The sequence below is a fragment of the Pseudoalteromonas sp. NCIMB 1079 genome, assembly GCF_040567695.1.
GTDB classification, from domain to species: Bacteria; Pseudomonadota; Gammaproteobacteria; order Enterobacterales; family Alteromonadaceae; genus Pseudoalteromonas; species Pseudoalteromonas distincta.
Genome location: NZ_JBEWZA010000001.1, coordinates 2,840,089 through 2,860,166 on the forward strand (window position 1 = coordinate 2,840,089; position 20,078 = coordinate 2,860,166).

At 39.4% G+C, this 20,078-nt stretch carries 18 protein-coding genes, 1 tRNA gene and 2 pseudogenes; 7 read left to right on the forward strand and 14 right to left on the reverse strand.

The features are described 5' to 3' along the window. Nucleotides 1-39: 39 nt before the first annotated feature. The 11 genes and pseudogenes from ABX891_RS13110 to rlmE form a co-directional block, all read right to left on the reverse strand. The gene (locus tag ABX891_RS13110) at nucleotides 40-1,161 is read right to left on the reverse strand and encodes a 4-phosphoerythronate dehydrogenase (RefSeq protein ID WP_024606169.1); all 1,122 of its coding nucleotides are present in this window, start codon (nucleotides 1,159-1,161) and stop codon (nucleotides 40-42) included. Nucleotides 1,162-1,426: 265 nt separating this feature from the next. Further along, nucleotides 1,427-2,779: pseudogene (locus tag ABX891_RS13115) on the reverse strand (TonB-dependent receptor); the annotation flags it as partial. Continuing rightward, a protein-coding gene (locus ABX891_RS13120; RefSeq protein WP_502936047.1) for an IS3 family transposase occupies nucleotides 2,780-3,960 on the reverse strand; the annotation gives its coding sequence in 2 pieces (ribosomal slippage) (nucleotides 2,780-3,693 and nucleotides 3,693-3,960; 1,182 coding nt in all). It abuts the pseudogene before it with no gap. A 70-nt stretch (nucleotides 3,961-4,030) separates the two neighbouring features. After that, nucleotides 4,031-5,058: pseudogene (locus tag ABX891_RS13125) on the reverse strand (methyl-accepting chemotaxis protein); the annotation flags it as partial. A gap of 208 nt (nucleotides 5,059-5,266) precedes the next feature. Continuing rightward, nucleotides 5,267-5,351 (reverse strand) — tRNA-Leu (locus ABX891_RS13130). A gap of 80 nt (nucleotides 5,352-5,431) precedes the next feature. Then, nucleotides 5,432-5,785, reverse strand: coding sequence for a preprotein translocase subunit SecG (secG, locus tag ABX891_RS13135; RefSeq protein WP_002962769.1), 354 nt, complete (start codon nucleotides 5,783-5,785; stop codon nucleotides 5,432-5,434). A gap of 1 nt (nucleotide 5,786) precedes the next feature. After that, nucleotides 5,787-6,536, reverse strand: coding sequence for a triose-phosphate isomerase (tpiA, locus tag ABX891_RS13140; protein ID WP_354629702.1), 750 nt, complete (start codon nucleotides 6,534-6,536; stop codon nucleotides 5,787-5,789). 71 nt (nucleotides 6,537-6,607) lie between these two features. Beyond that, on the reverse strand, nucleotides 6,608-7,957 hold the full coding sequence (glmM, locus tag ABX891_RS13145; protein WP_309167026.1) for a phosphoglucosamine mutase: 1,350 nt from the start codon (nucleotides 7,955-7,957) through the stop codon (nucleotides 6,608-6,610). Next, nucleotides 7,957-8,802: a dihydropteroate synthase gene (gene folP, locus ABX891_RS13150; RefSeq protein WP_354629703.1), complete on the reverse strand. Its 846-nt coding sequence runs from the start codon at nucleotides 8,800-8,802 to the stop codon at nucleotides 7,957-7,959. The genes glmM and folP overlap by 1 nt, the downstream gene beginning before the upstream one ends. 78 nt (nucleotides 8,803-8,880) lie before the next feature. Further along, complete coding sequence (gene ftsH, locus ABX891_RS13155) at nucleotides 8,881-10,815, reverse strand: ATP-dependent zinc metalloprotease FtsH (RefSeq protein WP_138488736.1); 1,935 nt, start codon at nucleotides 10,813-10,815, stop codon at nucleotides 8,881-8,883. 66 nt (nucleotides 10,816-10,881) lie between these two features. Next, complete coding sequence (rlmE, locus tag ABX891_RS13160) at nucleotides 10,882-11,511, reverse strand: 23S rRNA (uridine(2552)-2'-O)-methyltransferase RlmE (RefSeq protein ID WP_002963155.1); 630 nt, start codon at nucleotides 11,509-11,511, stop codon at nucleotides 10,882-10,884. An 88-nt stretch (nucleotides 11,512-11,599) separates the two neighbouring features. Here rlmE and yhbY point away from each other — a divergent pair, with 88 nt between their 5' ends. Beyond that, complete coding sequence (gene yhbY, locus ABX891_RS13165; protein WP_002963153.1) at nucleotides 11,600-11,896, forward strand: ribosome assembly RNA-binding protein YhbY; 297 nt, start codon at nucleotides 11,600-11,602, stop codon at nucleotides 11,894-11,896. Nucleotides 11,897-11,978: 82 nt separating this feature from the next. Here the strand turns inward: yhbY and ABX891_RS13170 are convergent, their stop codons facing one another. Both ABX891_RS13170 and ABX891_RS13175 read right to left on the reverse strand, forming a co-directional pair. Beyond that, complete coding sequence (locus ABX891_RS13170; RefSeq protein WP_354629704.1) at nucleotides 11,979-12,479, reverse strand: SixA phosphatase family protein; 501 nt, start codon at nucleotides 12,477-12,479, stop codon at nucleotides 11,979-11,981. Next, nucleotides 12,476-13,630: a serine hydrolase domain-containing protein gene (locus tag ABX891_RS13175; protein WP_354629705.1), complete on the reverse strand. Its 1,155-nt coding sequence runs from the start codon at nucleotides 13,628-13,630 to the stop codon at nucleotides 12,476-12,478. Before ABX891_RS13175 ends, ABX891_RS13170 begins: the two co-directional genes overlap by 4 nt. A gap of 112 nt (nucleotides 13,631-13,742) precedes the next feature. On the opposite strand from ABX891_RS13175, the gene ABX891_RS13180 reads away from it, so the two are divergent. The 6 genes from ABX891_RS13180 (at nucleotide 13,743) to ABX891_RS13205 (ending at nucleotide 19,483) form a co-directional block, all read left to right on the forward strand. Beyond that, nucleotides 13,743-14,546 (forward strand): hypothetical protein, encoded by an 804-nt coding sequence (locus ABX891_RS13180; protein ID WP_309167037.1) that lies wholly within the window; start codon nucleotides 13,743-13,745, stop codon nucleotides 14,544-14,546. Between the two features lie 105 nt (nucleotides 14,547-14,651). Continuing rightward, nucleotides 14,652-15,509 carry a MipA/OmpV family protein gene (locus tag ABX891_RS13185; RefSeq protein ID WP_502936048.1) on the forward strand — a complete coding sequence of 286 codons (858 nt, stop codon included), beginning with the start codon at nucleotides 14,652-14,654 and terminating at the stop codon, nucleotides 15,507-15,509. Beyond that, entirely contained in the window at nucleotides 15,499-15,882 is a 384-nt protein-coding gene (locus tag ABX891_RS13190; protein ID WP_354629707.1) for a DUF3019 domain-containing protein, read from the forward strand. The genes ABX891_RS13185 and ABX891_RS13190 overlap by 11 nt, the downstream gene beginning before the upstream one ends. A gap of 24 nt (nucleotides 15,883-15,906) precedes the next feature. Beyond that, nucleotides 15,907-16,611 carry a response regulator gene (locus tag ABX891_RS13195; protein ID WP_004335749.1) on the forward strand — a complete coding sequence of 235 codons (705 nt, stop codon included), beginning with the start codon at nucleotides 15,907-15,909 and terminating at the stop codon, nucleotides 16,609-16,611. Between the two features lie 19 nt (nucleotides 16,612-16,630). Continuing rightward, nucleotides 16,631-17,923: a sensor histidine kinase gene (locus ABX891_RS13200; RefSeq protein ID WP_354629708.1), complete on the forward strand. Its 1,293-nt coding sequence runs from the start codon at nucleotides 16,631-16,633 to the stop codon at nucleotides 17,921-17,923. A 204-nt stretch (nucleotides 17,924-18,127) separates the two neighbouring features. Continuing rightward, the gene (locus ABX891_RS13205) at nucleotides 18,128-19,483 is read left to right on the forward strand and encodes a sodium-dependent transporter (RefSeq protein ID WP_354629709.1); all 1,356 of its coding nucleotides are present in this window, start codon (nucleotides 18,128-18,130) and stop codon (nucleotides 19,481-19,483) included. A 78-nt stretch (nucleotides 19,484-19,561) separates the two neighbouring features. Here ABX891_RS13205 and ABX891_RS13210 read toward each other — a convergent pair whose 3' ends face one another. Continuing rightward, the gene (locus tag ABX891_RS13210; protein ID WP_354629710.1) at nucleotides 19,562-20,011 is read right to left on the reverse strand and encodes a GNAT family N-acetyltransferase; all 450 of its coding nucleotides are present in this window, start codon (nucleotides 20,009-20,011) and stop codon (nucleotides 19,562-19,564) included. Nucleotides 20,012-20,078 lie beyond the last annotated feature (67 nt).

The window sequence follows — 20,078 nt, forward strand, 5'->3', positions numbered from 1 at the left end:
TCTATAAACGACATTAAAACAACATCGTTAGTTAAATAATTATTCAGCTATGCTAAAGCCAAGCTGGCTAAGTGCTGCTAATTGTGGGCTATCACCTTGTAGAAATAAGGTGCTAAATTCTCGCCTTATAGGATAGTTTTTACGTAAACTATCAAAGCCGTCGCTCTCTAGACGACGAAGTAATATTCCGTCATCGCGGCGAACGTCATAAATTAAATGCACTAAACGGGCAATATCTTGCTCATTAAGGCTTTGCGTAACAGTTGCATTTGTAATGGCTGGTGTTGGTAAAAAATCATCCAACGATTTAATCGCCTCAACACCTTTGAGCTGACACAGTTTTTGATACAACATTTGTGTACCACGAGCTTTCCCCTCAAGTGTATGCCCTGCAATGTGCACACTAGCGTAACGAACATGCTCTAGTAATTCAGTTAAAATATTGGGTTCTTTCTCCCATACATCAAGTACTAAATCTAAATCAGCCCCAGCTTCCATTACCTCAAGTAATGCTTGGTTATCAATTACATCGCCACGGCTTGCATTAATTAGCGTGGTTCCTGGCTTAAGTGCCTTTAAACGCTCTTTACCCATCATGTGCAGTGTTTTATGCTCGCCACTTTTAACAAGGGGAACGTGAAAAGTAACAACATCTGACTGCGCTAATAACTCATCAAGCGCTACATGCTCTTGTAATAAGCCTTGTTCGTGCTTAATCGGATCGCACAGCAGTACAACTACGTTTAATGCTTTTAATTTTTGCGCCAAACATGTACCAATGTTGCCCATCCCTACAATACCAATTGTTTGACCACACAATGGACGCGCATTTTCTTGGCTTAATGCAAATAAGCTACTAATTACATATTCAGCTACAGCAACCGCATTACAACCAGGTGCACTTGTAAAAGCAATATTTCTATCATGCAGTAATTGCGTATCAATATGGTCAATGCCGATTGTGGCAGTACCTACAAAGCTCAACTTGTCAGCTTGTACCAAAAGTTCATGATTAACATTTGTCACCGAACGAGTAAGAAGAACATCTACATCTATTAATTGTTCAGGCGTTAATTTACGACCATCAAAACGCTCAACCTCACCAAAGTCTGCAAAGTACTGCTCAACTAAAGGCATATTTTGATCGGCAAGAATTTTCATTACAGAGTCCGTTTGGCAATTAAGAGGCGCCATTGTAGCGAACAACCTAGCCTTTACACAAACTAAAAAGGCGCATTTTAGTTAATACAAACACTCAAAAATGGGGATGTGGATTGTTTTAAATCAGCAATTAAAATTAGGAATTTAAACGATGCAAATAATAACCTTACTATTGAATACACAAAGGCCGAATCACAGCATGATTCGGCCTTTATTATGCAAAATAAACTTCAATTACATTATATTTTATTTACTTGATTTTAGTTTATAGCTCAAAGTCTTTTTTGAATTTCAAACCAAATTCACTTCGATCATTACTACGCATTACGCCAACAAAACCTGATTGTTGTAGACGACCAACATCGTAAACTTCGTTTAGAACGTTTTCACCATACAGTGTAACTTCCATATCGCCATATGGATTAGTGTAGGAAATATTAAAACCAACTAGTTCACGTGAATCTATTGTCTCACTTTGGTTATAAACTGATTGCCCTTGCATGTCGCTTCGGTACGAATAGTTAGCATTAAATGCAAGTGTTGCGCCGCTCTCTAAATCCATAAAGTAAGAAGGTGCAACCATGACAGTCCAGCGTGGTGTAAGTGCTGGTGAATCGCCTTTACCTATACCTTGTACACCCTCAGCCACTTCTGTTATTTCAGAATCTAAATAACCAACTGCACTGCGAATAGTAAAGTCATCAGTAATAGCGACGGTTGTTTCAAGCTCAATACCTTGTGCTTTAGACTGACCCGCATTTTCTACAATTGTTACGAAACCGCCACCTGCTGTTGGGTCTGAAAACGGTAATGCTAAATCAGTGTAATCAGTCACAAATACCGCAAGCATCATAGATACATTTTCGTGTACTTGGCCTTTTAGACCCATTTCATAGTTAACCGCTTTCGTTTCGTCAAATGATACAAACTGGTCTGGTCCACCAAATGGGCGCGGTGGAAAACCACCTGTTTGGTAGCCTTTTTGAATTTGGCCATACACATTCATATTATTACTAAGCTGATAAGATGCATTTACATCCCAGGTAACTGCATCAAAATCTGCACTTACATACTTACGAGTAGGAAATGATGGGAATATAGCATTTGCATCTTTTTCATCTTTTGAATAACGAAGACCACCACCAACGGTTAAATCGTCAGTTAAATCATAGCTTGCATTAAAGTAGGCTGCGTAAGAATTAGTTTCTTGGTTAATTTCAAAATCGCCGTAACCACCAAATGATTCTGTTACTCCGTCATTCAATAAGCCATTGGGTGTATTAAATGGGCTGAATACAAATGGGCCTGAACGTGTAAAGCCATCTTCATTAAAAAAGTAAAGGCCTGACACAAAGTCCATATTATCAAATGTTGCATTTAGTTGAATTTCAAACGAGTACTGATCAGCTCCGCCCTCTTCTGGAAACTCAGATAAGTTTAAAGGTGATGCATCGTCATCTAGGCCACCTTCATACTCAGATGTACGGTAGCTTGAGATAAACTTAGTAGTATAAGTATCGTTAATTGCCCAATCAGCCGAGAACGATGTGCCCCAACCTGAGTAAGAAGTTGATTCAATACCTGCAACGGTTGTGCCTAATTCATCAGGGTGTAGTGGTCAATAAAATTTGGCCACAGTTTTAGAATCTTGATATCTAACCTCAGATTCATTTGGCGCTAAACCGGCATTATAATGATGCGGCCTAACGCTGTTGTAATATCCGTTGATATAATCACTAACGCTATATTTAGCATCTATAAAATTTCCATATCCAACCTTTGGCATCCATTCCGTTTTAAAGCTTCTAAAAAATCGCTCCATTGGTGCATTATCCCAACAGTTTCCACGCCTACTCATACTTTGTTTGATTTTATAGCGCCATAAACGTTGACGATATTTTAAACTGGTATAGTGACTACCCTGGTCTGAATGAAACATCAGTCCTGTCGGTTTTCCTCTGCTTTCATACGCGAGTTCAAGCGCTTTTAGCGTTAAATTAGTATCTGGCGACAACGACATGGCCCAGCCAACTACTTTACGTGCAAATAAATCAATAATAACGGCTAAACAAGCCCAGCGATTACCTACCCAAATATACGTCACATCACCGCACCACACGGTATCTGGCTCAACAACATCAAATTGTCTATCAAGCAGATTTGGAATTTCAAGGTGCTCATTACCGCCGCGTTTATATGAATGTTGAGGTACTTGGCAGCTTTCAAGCTTTAATTTAACCATTAGCTTAGCAGCACGATAACGGCTCAATTCAAAATCATTGTTCGTTGCTATTGCCGCGATTGTCCGCGCCCCAGCTGAGCCGCCGCTCATTGCATGTATTGCTCTAACTTCAGCCTCTAGCCTTATTTGTTCTGGTGTCGGCGTTGTATCCCTTATAGCCCAATATTTATAACTGCTACGATGCACATTGAATACGTTACACAGCACGCTAATTGGGTAACGCTTTCGTTGATTTAGTTTCTCAATTAACGAGAATTGTTCAGGGAGTCGGACATCAAGAGAGCGGTAGCCTTTTTTAATATATCCTTTTCTAATTCGATGCGTTGGATTTGCTTTTTAAGTTCGCGGATTTCAATTTGTTCGGGCGTCATTGGCGAAGCCGATGGTGGCTGGCCATTACGCTCTTGCTTTAATTGAGTAACCCACTTACTAACGGTTGATTTACCCACACCCATCGCTTTGGCTGCTTCTTCTTGAGTATAACTTTGGTCAACTACAAGCTGAGCTGTTTCTAATTTGATTGCTGCAGAATACGTTGCACGTTTTAATTTCGTCATTTTTTCACCCAAATTTGTATGCTTATCAGCATAACATTTCTTTCTTAATGGGTGGCCAAAATTACTTTACCACTACAATTTGTACTTGAGTTCTACTTTGCTCAACTTCTTTCTCAGCCGTTTGCGCTGCATGAGAAGCACTTGCAGCTGATTGAGAGATATCTCCTACACTCTGTTTCATCTCTTCCATTGATTGCTTTACAATCTCAGCATCAGTGGTTTGTTTAGTCGTTGCACGCTCCGCTTGTTCCATCCCCTGCACTAAGCGAGTAGAGTTTTCCATTAACGGTTCGCAAACCGCGATAATTTCTAACACCGTTTTTTTCAATATGCCAATAAAAGAGTTGAAGTTTATAGATACTTGACCTATTTAATCTTCAGAGTTAACTGTCAATTTAGTGCTTAGCGAGCCTTTACCGCTTGCTAATAAGCTTAAATTATTTGCCGCATCACTTGCCGAAGAAGCAATTCGCTTAGCTATCCAAATAGCCATAAAGAGCAATAAAATAAGCGATACAATAGAAACAACTAACATTAACGTAAGGGCGTAATCAGAGCGGTCCTTTGTGCTTGCAACAAGTTCAAAAAAACGATCGTCAGCTTTGACTTGTGCTGCCTTAAACTTTTCTAGGACATCGTTATAAAGCGCTGTTTTCCTCTGTGCTTGTTGTTGAATTTTACTAAAATCTGCTGTTCCATTTACCATGCCATTTGCGATAGTCGCTGATATTTTTTCGTAATTTGCGAGCTGCTCTTTAGTGTCACTGTGAATGTAAGAGGCATTTATTTTTTCTATCGCAATAATATTCAATTCAAGTTGCTTGTATGTGTCAGATGCTTTCTCGACTAAATCTTGCTCACCAAATGTACGGCTTGGGTGTAAAGTTCGTCCAGCTTCTCTAAAATACCAACATTAGCTGATGTTAACTTAACAACTTTGTAGGATGATTTTTCCATTTCATCAAGTGCAATTCTATTATCATTCATAGCAAAATAGTTGATCAGAACAATCACTAAAAATGCAACGACAGCAATACTCGTAATCGCATGTATTTTTTTACTTATGCTGAGATTTTGAAAAGAGAAGCCTGAAGCCATTGTGAATAGCTTATTTTATTGTCTAAATCTATTATCGGCTTATTACTCATAAGTGTTAACTAAATTTGTAATATTTCTAGTTTTTTTTACAAATAATTCAAAATTCTACATAACTAATTGCCCTTTAAAAAAGAAAGTACAAATAACATTCAATTTAAATTGCAGGCACAAAAAAACCAGTAACATTTCTGTTACTGGTTTCTAAATTTGGTGCGGATGGGGGGACTTGAACCCCCACGCCCGAAAGCACCACCCCCTCAAGGTGGCGTGTCTACCAATTCCACCACATCCGCATTTTTAAGCTCTCGCTTATTTGTTAAACATATGATTTATTTGAGGAGTATAAATCGTTTAACGATAACATTACGCTAAATTAGTTCGGTACGTCAGAGCTTTGCTCTTTAGTAGATGTTACCGGAACATCTTCTTCAACAGGAACTACAGTTTCCACTGCAGGAGCTGCTTCTAGGTTTTCCCATTCGTCAGTCTTTTTAATTTGACCTGCAGTTAGGTTACCTAGCACAATGCTTAAAACAAAAAATACTGTTGCTAAGCTTGTGGTTGTTTTTGTCATAAAGTTACCAGCACCTGACGAACCAAAAACCGTGCCTGATGCACCAGCGCCAAATGAAGAACCCATATCTGCGCCTTTACCTTGTTGAATTAAAACCATTCCAACTAGAGCTAAAGCCACAACTAAATAAACTACTAATAAAATTTCGTACATCTTATACAGTCCCTTTTGCACTGTTACAGATTGCAGAAAAAGATTCTGCTTTTAGACTTGCGCCGCCAATTAAGCCGCCATCTATATCTGTTTGTGCAAATAATAATTCGCTATTTTTTTCATTAACGCTACCACCATATAAGATGGTAAGCCCTTGTGCTAAAGTGCTATCAAGTACAGCAATTTTATCACGGATAAATTTATGAACAGTTTGTGCCTGCTCTGGCGATGCAGTCTTACCTGTGCCTATGGCCCAAACGGGCTCGTATGCTATCACAGAATCTTTCAGTGCTGCTACACCTAATTTTTCAATTACTGCATCAATTTGTGCAGCAACTACTTGTTCGGTTTGACCGTTTTTTTGCTCACTTTCACTTTCGCCAACACATAAAATTGGTGTTAACCCAACTTCTTGTGCTCTAGCAAACTTTTCAGCGACAGTTTCATTACTTTCGTTATAAATACTGCGGCGTTCAGAGTGACCAACGAGTACGTAAGTTGCACCTAAATCTTTTAGAAGCTGTCCGTCTACTTCACCGGTAAACGCACCAGGTGTATTTTCAGAAACAGTTTGAGCGCCTGTAGAAACACCACTAGCTATCATCGCTGGTACAAGTGGGAATGGAGGAAATAAAACAATGTCCATCTCTTGTGATTTTACGTCGTTAATAGCATCAGACATTTGTTTAACTAGCTCTAACGAACCATTCATTTTCCAGTTGCCTGCGACCATCGCCTTGCGTATTGCCATTTTCCACTCCACATTAGAAAGCGGGCGAGATATTAACTTTTCTCGCCCAAAGTTACAAGAGGTTATTGTTATTAATCAGTCTGTTTGCTCATAGATTCTACAACAGCTGCAATTTTTTGAGCGCTGTCTATTACAATTTTTTCTTGCTCGGCTTCAACCATAACACGAACCACAGGTTCAGTACCTGATTTGCGCAGTAAAACTCGGCCTTTGTCGCCTAAAGCAAGCTCAACTTCTGCTACAGCTGAAAGTACCTCTGGCGCTTTTGTCGGATCTGTTCCAGCGGTATAGCGCACGTTAATCATTTTCATTGGATATTTAGTAAAACCAGCACCCAAATCTTGTAGTGTACGGTTTTGAGCAACCATAGCTGCAAGTACTTGCAAACTTGATATAATGCCATCACCCGTGCTAATTAAATCTAAATTTAATACATGGCCTGAGCTTTCACCGCCAATTTTCCAGCCTTTTTGCTGTAGTAATTCCATTACATAGCGGTCACCCACTTTACTGCGAGCAAACTCGATACCTTTCGCTTTTAAAGCATTTTCAAGACCCATGTTAGACATTACAGTGCCAACTACACCTCCACCCAACATATCATCTTCGGCAGCTTGGCAAGCAATAATATAAACTAAATCGTCACCATCAAATACACGACCATTATGATCAACCATCATTACACGATCGCCATCCCCATCGTATGCAATACCTACGTCAGCTTTAAATTCAAGCACTTTGCGTTTAAGGGTATCTACATGAGTAGCGCCACATTCATGATTTATATTAACGCCATTAGGCTCGCATGCATGTGTTATAACTTCAGCGCCAAGTTCGCGCATGACAGAAGGAGCTATATGGTATGTAGCGCCATTTGCGCAATCGACAACAATTTTAAGCCCTTCTAAAGATAACCCTTGGGGGAACTGGCTCTTACAAAACTCTATATAACGGCCGTCTGCACTAACTAAACGCGAAGCTTTGCCTAATTTATCTGAAGCAACACATGTCATTTGCTCATCAAGCATCGCTTCAATTTGAAGCTCTACTGCATCATCAAGCTTTAAGCCTTGACCATTGAAAAACTTAATACCGTTATCGTAATACGGATTATGTGAGGCACTAATTACAATACCTGCCTCAGCACGAAATGTTTGCGCTAAATACGCAACTGCAGGTGTCGGCATTGGACCCAGTAATACAACATCAATACCAGCGGCAATTAAACCAGCCTCAAGTGCGGTTTCAAGCATATAGCCCGAAATACGCGTATCTTTACCTATAATGACTTTTTTAGTACCACTTTGAGATAATACGCGCCCTGCAGCCCAACCCAACTTCATTGCAAACTCAGGGTTAATAGGTGGCGTTCCTACTAGACCACGTACGCCATCAGTACCAAAATATTTTCTTTCTTTCATTATGCAATTCCTTTCTCGCAGGCTTGATATACACCAAGTACGTCTGCGGTTTCTTTAACGTCATGTACACGAATAATTTTTGCGCCATTTTGCGCCGCGATTAACGCACCCGCTAAGCTGCCCGCTAATCGCTCATTTGTTTCTCTATTTAATAGATTACCTATCATCGACTTACGAGATAATCCGGCCAATAATGGCAAACCTAACTTGTTAAAATCATCAAACTTAGCCAATATTTGATAGTTATGGCTAAGTGTTTTTCCAAATCCAAAACCAGGGTCTAGAATAAGTCGCTCAAACTTAATCCCTGCTGTTTCACATGCTTTAATACGTTCACTAAAAAACATATTTATATCTGCAAACAGATTGTCGTAATGAGGTGCGCACTGCATGCTGCGGGGTTGCCCTTGCATATGCATTAAACAAATTGCTACATCTTCATACTGCGCAAGCGTTTCTAAGGCGTTTATTTCTTGTAGAGCTCTTACATCATTGACTATATCTGCCCCAGCGAGTATTGCTTGCTCCATAACTTGCGCTTTACTAGTATCAATTGAAATAACGCAATCACTGTACTCACGTATCGCTTTAATAGCAGGAATTACTCGGGCAAGTTCATCTTTTAAACTCACATCTGGCGCGCCTGGGCGGGTAGATTCTCCCCCTATATCTAAAATTTGCGCACCGTCATCTAATAATTGCATTGCGCGCTTTAGCGCTATTTTGGGGTCTAAAAACTGCCCGCCGTCAGAAAATGAGTCTGGCGTTACATTCAATATTCCCATAATAACAGGCTTTTCAATATTGAGCGTACGTCCTCTGGGAAGCTTTAATATATTAGTCATTGTCAACCTTTATTCTTTTTCTAAATAGCTGATACAAAAAAGCCCCGAAATTCGGGGCTTTCATTACTATTTTAACGATTATTCAGCTTTATCATCAAGGTTTGTTTCATCTTTTTTCGATGAATCATCCGCTTTTTGACTTTCATCAAGCACTGGCTCTTGCTCTTTTACCGGCTTAGCTTCATGGCGGTCATGAGCATCGCGCGGCTCACGCACTGGTTGGCGTGCCATTAAATCATCAATTTGCTTAGCGTCGATTGTTTCGTATTTCATTAACGCGTCTTTCATTGAGTGAAGAATATCAATATTTTCTTTTAATATTTCTTCTGCTCTTTGGTAGTTACGATCTGAAAACAAGCGTACTTCAGCATCAATTACTTTAGCAGTATCATCCGACATACTAGATGCACGGCTTCCGCCACCACCCATATACATCTCGTTTTGATCTTCAGCGTAAAGCAATGGACCTAGCTTTTCACTTAAACCCCAATGTGTAACCATTTTACGTGCAATATCAGTTGCGCGCTCAATATCGTTACTTGCACCCGTTGTTACTTTGTCAGCACCATAAATAAGCGCTTCAGCAATACGGCCACCATAAAGGCTTGAAATCATTGATTCTAAAAGTTCTTTTGAATGACTAACACGGTCTTGTTCAGGCAAGTACATTGTTACACCTAGCGCACGGCCACGTGGAATAATAGATACTTTGTAAACTGGATCATGTTCAGGAACCATACGGCCCACAATTGCGTGGCCTGCTTCGTGATATGCTGTCATTTCTTTTTCTTGCTCGCTCATCACCATGGTTTTGCGCTCTGCGCCCATCATGATTTTATCTTTAGCAGCGTCAAATTCAGCCATACTTACAACACGTTTATTACCACGTGCAGCATAAAGTGCAGCTTCGTTTACTAAGTTCGCTAAATCAGCGCCAGAAAAACCTGGTGTTCCACGTGCTATAAGAGCCGCTTCTACGTTATCGCCTAATGGCACTTTACGCATGTGTACTTTAAGTATTTGCTCACGACCACGTATATCAGGTAAACCTACTTCTACTTGACGGTCAAAACGACCTGGACGAAGTAATGCAGGGTCTAGAACATCTGGTCGGTTAGTTGCCGCAATAACGATAATACCTTCGTTACCACCAAAACCATCCATTTCTACTAGCATTTGGTTGAGTGTTTGCTCACGTTCATCGTTACCGCCGCCCATACCTGCGCCACGTTTACGACCAACCGCATCAATCTCATCTATAAAGATAATACAAGGTGCCGCTTTTTTAGCTTGTTCAAACATATCACGTACACGTGACGCACCAACACCGACAAACATTTCAACAAAATCTGAACCAGAAATTGTAAAAAACGGTACTTTCGCTTCACCCGCAACAGCCTTTGCAAGTAACGTTTTACCAGTACCAGGAGGACCAACCATTAGTACGCCCTTAGGAATACTACCGCCAAGCTTTTGAAACTTAGAAGGGTCACGTAAAAAGTCTACCAATTCGGTAACATCTTCTTTCGCTTCATCACAACCAGCAACATCTGCAAACGTGGTTTTAATTTGATCTTCGCTCATTAAACGGGCTTTACTCTTACCAAATGACATAGCGCCTTTACCGCCACCGCCTTGCATTTGACGCATGAAGAATATCCATACACCTATAAGCAGTATCATCGGGAACCAAGAAATAAATATACTTGCTAAGAATGATTGTTCTTCAGGTTGTACCCCCTTCACATTTACATCATTTTTAAGTAAATCATTTATTAAGTCTTCATCGTACATTGGCATCGTTGTTTGAAAACGCTCACCACTGCTCTTAGTACCAGTAATATTTCCTGTACCGCGGTCGATAATAACTTCTTGTAAAGAGCCACTGCGGACATCTTTAACAAATTGAGTGTAACTTGTTTGACGATCAACTTGCTCGCCACCATTAAAGCTCTGAAAGACTGACATCAGCACAACTGCAATCACCAGCCATAGTATTAAATTTTTCGCCATATCGCTCAAGGGGTTAACCTCTTGTATCCAATTAATTTAAATTCAACTAAACGCCAAGCAACTGTACTACAGTTTGTATCCAGTCGCTACTATATATACTTCCCGAGAACGGGCACGTGAGGCATCAGGTTTGCGTATTTTCACTGCTTTAAAACTATTACGTACATCTTGCAAGTATTGATCAAAGCCTTCACCTTGGAAAACCTTAACAATAAATGCGCCATTTTTCTTTAGTACTTGACTACACATATCCAGCGCAAGTTCTACCAAATACATACTACCCGCTTGATCTACTGAGTTATTACCACTCATATTTGGTGCCATGTCAGAGAGTACCACATCAACATTTTTACCATCAATACGTTTTAGCAACGCATTTAACACAGCTTCTTCACGAAAGTCACCTTGTAAAAAGTCAACACCCGCAAGTGAGTCCATAGGTAATATGTCACAGGCAATTACTTGACCTTTGTCACCTACTTTTTCTGCCAAATACTGTGACCAGCTTCCTGGAGCTGCTCCTAAATCAACAACGGTCATACCAGGGCGAAGTAACTTATCTCTATTTTGTACTTCATCTAATTTAAAAACCGCTCGTGAACGCCAGCCTTTTTTTTGCGCTTCTTGAACATATTTATCATCAAAATGTTCTTTCAGCCATCGCTGTGAACTGGCTGACTGTTTTTTATTTGTCATAAATTAACACGCAACTAATTAGTAATATTCTCTAGATGGCGTTAGAATACCCTTAATTCAAGCCATATTCAGCAAAATTTGTATAAACATGACATTATCAAACAAACAAAAGCAGTTTTTAAAAGGTCAGGCACATAGCCTCAAGCCTGTAGTTTTACTAGGTTCTAACGGTTTAACCGAAGGCGTAGTAGTCGAAATTCAAAGTGCATTAGAAATTCACGAATTAATCAAAGTTAAAGTTCCAACTGATGATCGTGAAACAAAAGCACTTATTTTTGAAGCAATCGTACGTGAAACTGGTGCGACTAAGCTACAAACGATAGGTCACACTATTGTGCTTTATCGTCAAAGTGTTGAGAAAAAAATACATTTACCACGTAATTAATTAATCCTATTTAAAGGATTTAGCACGTTTAAATTAAAAAACCAGCTTAATGCTGGTTTTTTGTTATATAACACTTTTTAATTTAAAAGCTCATTGTATGGTGCGTTACATCATAATCAGTGCCATTACTTCTGGGCTTATTATGCAATATAAAATACTGAGTAAATTGTGTCTCACTCATAGCTGGCACTTTTTCATTGGAAAGTAGCTCGGCTAGTTGCGGCGTAGTATTACTGTGCCCAATAACAACAACTACACCCTTTAGTTTGAGTAACTCATTTTTTAAATCACCTAGCTCACCTGCGTTATACACATTTAATTTGGTATTAAAATGTGCCTGCAAAGGTGCGGCTGTCTGCAACGTGCGTTTATAGTTGCTGCTAAAAAGATGTATATTTTGATGTTCTTTAAACAAAGTAACTAAATTATTTGCACGTGCCTTCCCCTCTTCTGAGAGCGCTGGGTTTTTCCCCGTTAACTTTTCGCTATGACGAAACAAATATATCTCATCAGGTGCGGCAAATGCCAAACTACAATTAAATGACAAGGCTAAAAAAGTGATTGCTAATATTATTTTATTCATATTTTTTCACCTCGTTTGTATTCTAATAGCCTGTCGATAAATTCAGTTGTTAATTCATTTATTACGCCGGTTTCAGCATTAACGATTAAACTAAAACCAACATTTAAGTGGGGAAACACAACCACATCGCTTCTATATCCTTGCACCCAGCCACTATGATAGTAAAGCGTTTCATCAGCGTAATTATAAACCCGCCAACCTAGTCCGTAATAAGCCTCATTAAGGTGTTTTTTCCACACCCTGCGATGCATTTCTTTTTTTGTATGTGTATAAGGACGCGTTTGCTTTGCGAGAGTATCTAATGACAAAACATCAGGGTATTGCCCTAGCTGGGCTTTTAACCAAATGGCCATGTCACTTGCACTTGCGTTTACACCCGCTGCAGGTTCCACTTTATAATAATTTTTTTTAAGCTTAGCGCTATACCAACGTTTTGTACCGCGCACGTGTGGTAATGCGTAATTTTCATCCTGAACCATAGATTCAAAACCTAAGCTGGCATCACCCATTTTTAAAGGCGCAAAAATAGTTTCTCGTAACCACTGCGCGTAACTTTTACCACTGCTTTGTAATATCACATTACCTATAAGGCTAAACATAACATTTTGATAACCGTAACATTCGCCTGGTTTGCAAATAGGTTTAACACTAAGTAATTTTTCAACAATACTGGGGTAATCCATACGAGACTCTATCAAATTATCGTACGCATTAGGCACTAACCCACTTGCATGACTTAGAAGGTGAAATACCTTTAAATCATCTTGATAAACAGTCCCTTTGAACTCAGTTATGTAATCGCTAACAGCTTTATCTAATTTAAGTAAACCCTCATTGGCTAATTTAGCTGATAACGAGCCTGCAAATGTTTTAGAAACAGACGCGAGCCTAAACCGGGTATGCTTATTTACTTTTTGTCCATTTCGGGTTTTAGTTACACCCATGGTGTGGATGTAGTCTGAGTTGTTTGTACTTACAATCGAAAGTGCAGCGCCTGGTATACCTTTACTTTTTAATTTTTTTTGCGCATAACGGCCGTACTTTTTTACAAATGCATCCCAATCAGGATCTGCTTTTGCTGCAAAACTCACAGAGCTAAACAACAAACACAAAGCAGGTAGGCTATACAATAAAGATTTGAGATACTTCATTTTTATAAATTTTATCTTTTTAACTACATCTATGTAGATAATATCATGAAGTTTTGTTTGGACTAACGTACAATACGACGATTATTTGGTTTTTAGTGAGTGTTTAGTACTTATGCGTTTTTTTGTTGTGTCACTTTTTGTTATATTATCAACTGGTTGTACTCTTACAAAGCAGCCGGCCGAGCCACTGGCTATGCCATTAAAGCCAACATTAAAAAGTCAGACCTACCAGCTTGAGTACACCACAGAACACTCATCCCCAAAAGTTAAATCCGTTCAACTTCCTGCACATAAGGTAGTTAGAAACCAAACAGTAAAAATTATTACCGATAAGGCAAGTGTAACCGATAAACTTTTATCGCAAATTAGCCAAGCACTTAACGATAAACAGCTAAAAGTAACCACTAAAAATAACAGTGACTACACACTAACTATTCAGCAACTTGATTTAACTTTCACTGACGATGTTAAGTACGCAATAAAGCAACCTGAGAACCCTTTTACATTATATTCAGATATTGCTCAGCAATACCCAACTCAGGAATGCGCTGCAATATTCGCACAAGTAAGTATGCGCCTCACACACAAAGCATCGGGTGATGTTGTTTGGTTTGCTAAATCTTCTATTGATAGTGCAAGTTTTCATCGTGAGCCACTAGTTTATAGTTTCACCGAAGAGCAAAAAATAACTAATGAGCTTGAGGTTGTCGCTTTTGTCCATCAGCAAAATACTGATGAAGCCCGCATGGAAAGACTTGGAAAAGACATTCAAATTCCTCAGTACAAAACGTTGTCAAAGTTATCTAGCCTTGCCAAGCTTAGTGGTCCATGTAACAGAACAGAAGTAAGCGCATTAACGCCTATGATGCAGTTTTACTTAAGCAGTATATTAATCGATAAAATTAAAGTTCAGTAGGTTTTAGCCAGCTTGCGCTTACACTTACTACATTTTTTTACAGATTAAAGGAACGAATTAACAATATACTACGCTTAATAACAAATAATAATTAGGCCCTTAGGGATGAGAAACACTTTGCTTAACCATACTTTACTGAGCATAACACTGCTTTTTTGCTTTATTTTTAGCACCACAAGTATGGCAAGTAATCGCTATTATGCAGACAATACGTTAGAGCCAACCCAAGGCTTTGCCTGGGATTGGAGTGCAGGTGCGGGCTTTTATATTGAAGATTCTTACCTAATCGGTATCGAATCTTACGATAAGGGCGTTGAGCTTGATTTAAGTCTTGCTGTTTCTTACGATAAATTTTATCTTGATTTTGATCACAATCAACTCAGCGGTGGCCTTGTAATTGGTTACAGTCTTATAGATAAATTTGATTGGGGCTTAGATATACTTGGCACAAATACTCAAGCCGGGTTTGACGAAAAAGGCCTCGGGTTTTATAACCATGGTGTTATAAAAGAACTCCAAGGTATTAAAAAACGTAATTACGATTTTGATGTTGGTCTTAGGCTCTCGCGCCGATTTGAAAACTCACAATTCTCCTTTGAATACCTTCATGACATATCTGGTGCCCATAATGGCTGGGTTATAAATAGCTTTTTTAGCCACATTTTGCCATGGCGAAACTGGGAGTTTAGGTCTGGTGTTGGTTTAAGCGCCTACTCTGCTGACTTTACCAATTATTACTTTGGCATTGATAGCGATGAAGCCACCAGCCTTCGCCCGATTTATACCAGCAATGCCAGTACTAGTATTATCTTTGAGTTCCATGCTGAATATCCAATAAGCCATGATTGGGTGTTTTTATCCGGTTGGCTTACTACATGGTTTTCAAAAGAAATTGACGACAGCCCAATTATTTCCCAAGGATATCAACATAAAGCCAAGGTAGGCCTACGTTATGTATTTTAGATGGATCTGGGTATTACTGATCTTTCCCTGTACCTTTACTGTTAAAGCGCAGGACCCCCCTGAAGCACTCATAGCACTACCCGACACTTGTGTTGCACTGCGCGAAGGGCGTAATTGCTATGCCGATGTCACACTTACGTGGGAGCAACCTATCATTGGCAATTACTGCCTACGCGATGCAACTTCAAAGTACATTATGCAATGTTGGCTAAAGCAACAAAGTGGTACTTTTAATTATGCTTTTGACTCACAGCAAAGCATTTCATTTGAACTATTTGATAGCAATACATCCAAAGTCATCAGTACAGCAGAAGTAAAACTACAATGGGTTTATCAAAACAGACAAAAAAAACGCCGCTGGCGACTATTTTAATACCAATCGCATTAGGGATATTTTATGGATAACTACGGCACTATTTTACTTGTTGAAGACGATGCATCACTAGCGCAATGGGTTGCTGAATATTTAACAGAGCAAGGCTATACAACGCATGTTTGTCATCGTGGTGACGAAGTTGTTAGCAAGGTCAAAACGTTAAACCCAAATATTGTGCTCCTTGATATTATGCTCCCGGGGCAAGATGGTATCAGCGTGTGTAGAGAGCTTCGTAGCTTTTATAATTCGCCTATTATAATGCTCACCGCACGCGATGAAGAGATGGATGAAGTTATTGGTTTAGAAGTTGGCGCAAGCGACTACATAATGAAACCGGTGCGTCCGCGTGCATTACTAGCGCGAATAAAAGCAGCACTGCGTCAAAACAATGAGCCAAATAAGCCACAGGTTAGCCAAAGCATTATTCAAGTTGGTGCACTTAGTATTAATACCGAATCTAGAAATGTGACCCTTAACGAGCAAGATATAAACATATCAAGCGCCGAATATCTATTATTACACTACCTTGCAAGCAATGCAGGTCAAGTTGTCTCACGCGATGCCGTATTTAAAGCGACGAAAGGTAGAGAGTACGACGGGCTTGATAGAAGTGTTGATGTACTTATTTCTGCACTTCGTAAAAAATTTAATGATGATCCACAAAACCCCGAAAAAATTAAAACTATTTGGGGCCGTGGATATTTACTTGTTTCTACCGCGTGGTAATAGAGCGATGAATAAATAAATGAAAAAGTTTTATATATCGCTTCTAGGCAGTGCACTTTTATCTATTGTGGTATTGGGCTGGCTTATTGATGCTTTTAGTCAACAAGCGCATACCCCACAAGATGAATTTAGTCAGCAAAGTAAAATGATCATGGGTTTTAATAAGCAGTTAGCTAACATACCTACATCTGAGCGCAGCGATTATGTAAAACAACTAGCCCGAGAGTTTGATGTTTTAATTGACTACAAGCCAAATGAGTCACTCGCCTTACCACCTTCTTTATTATTACAAATGCACACGCCAGGTGGGCTGATTTTAGAGGATCAGCAAGGCTTTTATATGCTTTATAGTAGCGACATTTTAAATCCTTTTCACTTATCAATGCGCTTAGATAAAATTTTTGATAGCGAGCAGCATAACGACATTATATTAACTCTACTATTTTACGCAGGCCTATGTGTATTTATGGGGTTTATTATCGCGCCCTTAGCTAAACGGCTAACTGTCTTAAATGAAGCCGCTAAAAAGTTTGCCTCTGGTAATGTTCAAGCCCGAATAAAGGTATCGCACTTTACCTATATAAAAGATGTAGAGCTTACTTTTAACCGCATGGCTAGCCAAATAGAGAAACTTGTCGCCGAAAACAAACTAATGGCCTCGAGCTTGTCTCACGACATCCGCACCCCTATCGCGTGCCTGCGATTTGGTTTAGATGCGGCATTAGATAGCCATGATGAGCAAAAAGTAAAACAGTATTTAACCCGTATGGAAAACGATTTAGATCATATGGAATCGATGCTTAGTAGCTATTTAGCATTTGCTACTTTAGAGCAAAACGCGAATAAACTAACCTATTCATCAACCAATATTAAATCCTACCTTGAAGATATTTTAGTTCAACTTGCACCAAAACTTGAAATGCAAATGCTCAACGTACAGCTCAATAGTACAGATAAAATAATAAATGCAGATCTTCACTGGTTGGCTCGTGCAATTACTAACTTATTAACAAACGCATGTGATTTTGCAAACCAACATATTTACCTCAGTGCAAGGTTACACGAGCAACAGCTTATAATAACGGTAGAAGATGACGGCCCAGGTATCGCACAAGAAAACTTTAGTAACGTATTTAGCCCATTTTTTAGAGAGGAAGATCACCGTAACAGAGCCGATAAAAGTTATGGCCTTGGCTTAGCCATTGTTACCAAAGTAGCTGATTGGCATCATGGCAGCGTTAAAGTAACTAAAAGCACCCAGCTAGGTGGTGCGTGCTTTACTCTAACTATTGCACAGCACCATAATCCGTAAAGCAATAGTTACAGATTGTAATTAACAATTATTAAACAAAATCAACTCGTTATTTTAAACGACTTAATAACAACAATTAAAATCGATGGTTATAACATACACTTTACTTATTAATTTGTGCTAGATCAGCAAATAAGCACTTTTTATTTTTTTACATTTCCAGTAGATTGTCACCGCCGTCACACAATAGAGAAGTACAATAATATGAGCGCAGTTAGAGGCGAGTTTAGCTCTCGCTTTGGTTTTATTATGGCCGCCGCGGGTTCTGCCGTTGGTTTGGGCAATATTTGGGGATTCCCTACACAAACAGCCAGTAATGGCGGTGCTGCATTTTTAGTCGGATATTTAGTGCTTGCGTTCTTTTTAGCCTACCCCGCTTTAATGGCTGAACTTATGATTGGACGTCATGGCCAAGCAAACGCAGTGTCATCTCTTCAAAAAATATCTAATAAGCCATGGCAAAAACACTTTGCCTTTGCTGTTGGTTTTGGCGGTATTTTATGCGCTGGCTTTATACTAAGCTTTTACGCCATTGTTGCCGGTTGGATGCTCAGCGCCACAGCTGAACCAATAGCCACTTTAGTTGGTGCCAACACAGCATCTACATGGTTAAGCGAGCAATCACTTACTCGAAATATTATATTCACCATGATCTTTATCGTACTAACAGTCGCTATTATAAGTAGAGGCGTTGAAAACGGTATTGAGAAGTGGTCTAAGCGTTTAATGCCTGCACTTTTAGGCATTTTATTTGCACTTATTGCTTACGTAATGACGCAAGATGGTGCTATGGAAGGCTTAAAAGCCTACTTAGTCCCTGACTTTTCATCTATTTTTGACGCAAAACTATTAGTAAGTGCATTAGGGCAAGCTTTCTTCTCATTATCGCTTGGCACTAGCGTAATGATTATTTACGGCTCGTACATTAGTAAAAAAGAAAACCTCGTTTCTTTAGGCGCGTATGTAACCCTTATTGACGTATTTATTGCTTTTGTTGCAGGCTTACTGATCATCCCAGCTATGTACGTAGCACAAGCTCAAGGCGTTGAAATATTCTCGGCCACAACGGGTAAGCTACTCTCTGAAGATACATTAGTGTTTCAGGTACTCCCCGCTTTATTTGATGGAATGGGCGAAGTAGGTCTGTTTGTGGGTTTCTCATTTTTTGCGTTAATGAGTATTGCCGCTTTAACATCATCTATTTCAATGTTAGAGGCGCCAGTATCATACACCGTAGAGCGCTTTGGGATGAAACGCGTTCAAGCAACGTGGTTAATTGGGGCGCTAATCGCTATCGTCAGCATTACAATTGTGTGTAACCTTAGCAGCTTATTTGGCTTAGTAATCACTCTCACTACAAAAGTAGCTCAGCCTTTACTTGGCCTTATGTGTTGTATATTTGTAGGCTGGATTTGGTATAGAGGCTCATTACTAAAAGCAATTCAAGAGGGTAACCCAGAGGTTCACAATACACTGTTTTGGAAAATATGGCCTTGGTATACCAAGTTTGTATGTCCACTTGCTATTGGTATGGTGTTTTTACACTCACTATTGAGCTAAATGATACCTTAGCCTTAAAATAGTTTTAAATTAAAATAGCCCACATTAGTGGGCTTTTTATAGCTGCTTAAATTGGATTTATTGAGTGAGTTTTAAAATCATATCTTGATGAGGTATGCCGTCTTCTAGATATTCACTTTTGTAATCTTCAAAGCCAAAAGAGCGGTAAAAATCAAGTAAGTAGGTTTGTGCGCCAATATAAATATCTCGCTCAGGCCACTGCTCTTTACAGCACTCTATAGCTTTACTTACAAGTAAAGTGGCGTCGCCTTTGCCACGCGCGCTTTTACTTACCAGCACGCGCCCTATTGCGCTATATTGCTCATTTTTTTCATAGCATCGCGCATAAGTGTGTAGCTGCCCACTGTCTAATGTATATAGATGCTGTGTATTTAAAGCTATATCTACATCATCAAGTTCAGGATAAGGACACGCCTGTTCTACAACAAATACGTCCACACGTCCTCGCATAATAGTAAAAAGAGTATGCGCATCTAAAGCATTAAACTGCTCACATTTAAATTGCATTTTAAATCCTATAAACAATAAACCCAGCCTAGGCCGGGTTTAATAATATTATTCACTTGTTAATTTA

Excerpts from the sequence above, each read along its gene's own strand:
- ABX891_RS13110 (WP_024606169.1), bottom strand. The coding sequence starts at position 1,161 with ATGAAAATTCTTGCCGATCAAAATATGCCTTTAGTTGAGCAGTACTTT.
- secG (WP_002962769.1), bottom strand. The coding sequence starts at position 5,785 with ATGTACGAAATTTTATTAGTAGTTTATTTAGTTGTGGCTTTAGCTCTA.
- tpiA (WP_354629702.1), bottom strand. The coding sequence starts at position 6,536 with ATGGCAATACGCAAGGCGATGGTCGCAGGCAACTGGAAAATGAATGGT.
- glmM (WP_309167026.1), bottom strand. The coding sequence starts at position 7,957 with ATGAAAGAAAGAAAATATTTTGGTACTGATGGCGTACGTGGTCTAGTA.
- folP (WP_354629703.1), bottom strand. The coding sequence starts at position 8,802 with ATGACTAATATATTAAAGCTTCCCAGAGGACGTACGCTCAATATTGAA.
- ftsH (WP_138488736.1), bottom strand. The coding sequence starts at position 10,815 with ATGGCGAAAAATTTAATACTATGGCTGGTGATTGCAGTTGTGCTGATG.
- rlmE (WP_002963155.1), bottom strand. The coding sequence starts at position 11,511 with ATGACAAATAAAAAACAGTCAGCCAGTTCACAGCGATGGCTGAAAGAA.
- yhbY (WP_002963153.1), top strand. The coding sequence starts at position 11,600 with ATGACATTATCAAACAAACAAAAGCAGTTTTTAAAAGGTCAGGCACAT.
- ABX891_RS13170 (WP_354629704.1), bottom strand. The coding sequence starts at position 12,479 with ATGAATAAAATAATATTAGCAATCACTTTTTTAGCCTTGTCATTTAAT.
- ABX891_RS13175 (WP_354629705.1), bottom strand. The coding sequence starts at position 13,630 with ATGAAGTATCTCAAATCTTTATTGTATAGCCTACCTGCTTTGTGTTTG.
- ABX891_RS13180 (WP_309167037.1), top strand. The coding sequence starts at position 13,743 with ATGCGTTTTTTTGTTGTGTCACTTTTTGTTATATTATCAACTGGTTGT.
- ABX891_RS13185 (WP_502936048.1), top strand. The coding sequence starts at position 14,652 with ATGAGAAACACTTTGCTTAACCATACTTTACTGAGCATAACACTGCTT.
- ABX891_RS13190 (WP_354629707.1), top strand. The coding sequence starts at position 15,499 with ATGTATTTTAGATGGATCTGGGTATTACTGATCTTTCCCTGTACCTTT.
- ABX891_RS13195 (WP_004335749.1), top strand. The coding sequence starts at position 15,907 with ATGGATAACTACGGCACTATTTTACTTGTTGAAGACGATGCATCACTA.
- ABX891_RS13200 (WP_354629708.1), top strand. The coding sequence starts at position 16,631 with ATGAAAAAGTTTTATATATCGCTTCTAGGCAGTGCACTTTTATCTATT.
- ABX891_RS13205 (WP_354629709.1), top strand. The coding sequence starts at position 18,128 with ATGAGCGCAGTTAGAGGCGAGTTTAGCTCTCGCTTTGGTTTTATTATG.
- ABX891_RS13210 (WP_354629710.1), bottom strand. The coding sequence starts at position 20,011 with ATGCAATTTAAATGTGAGCAGTTTAATGCTTTAGATGCGCATACTCTT.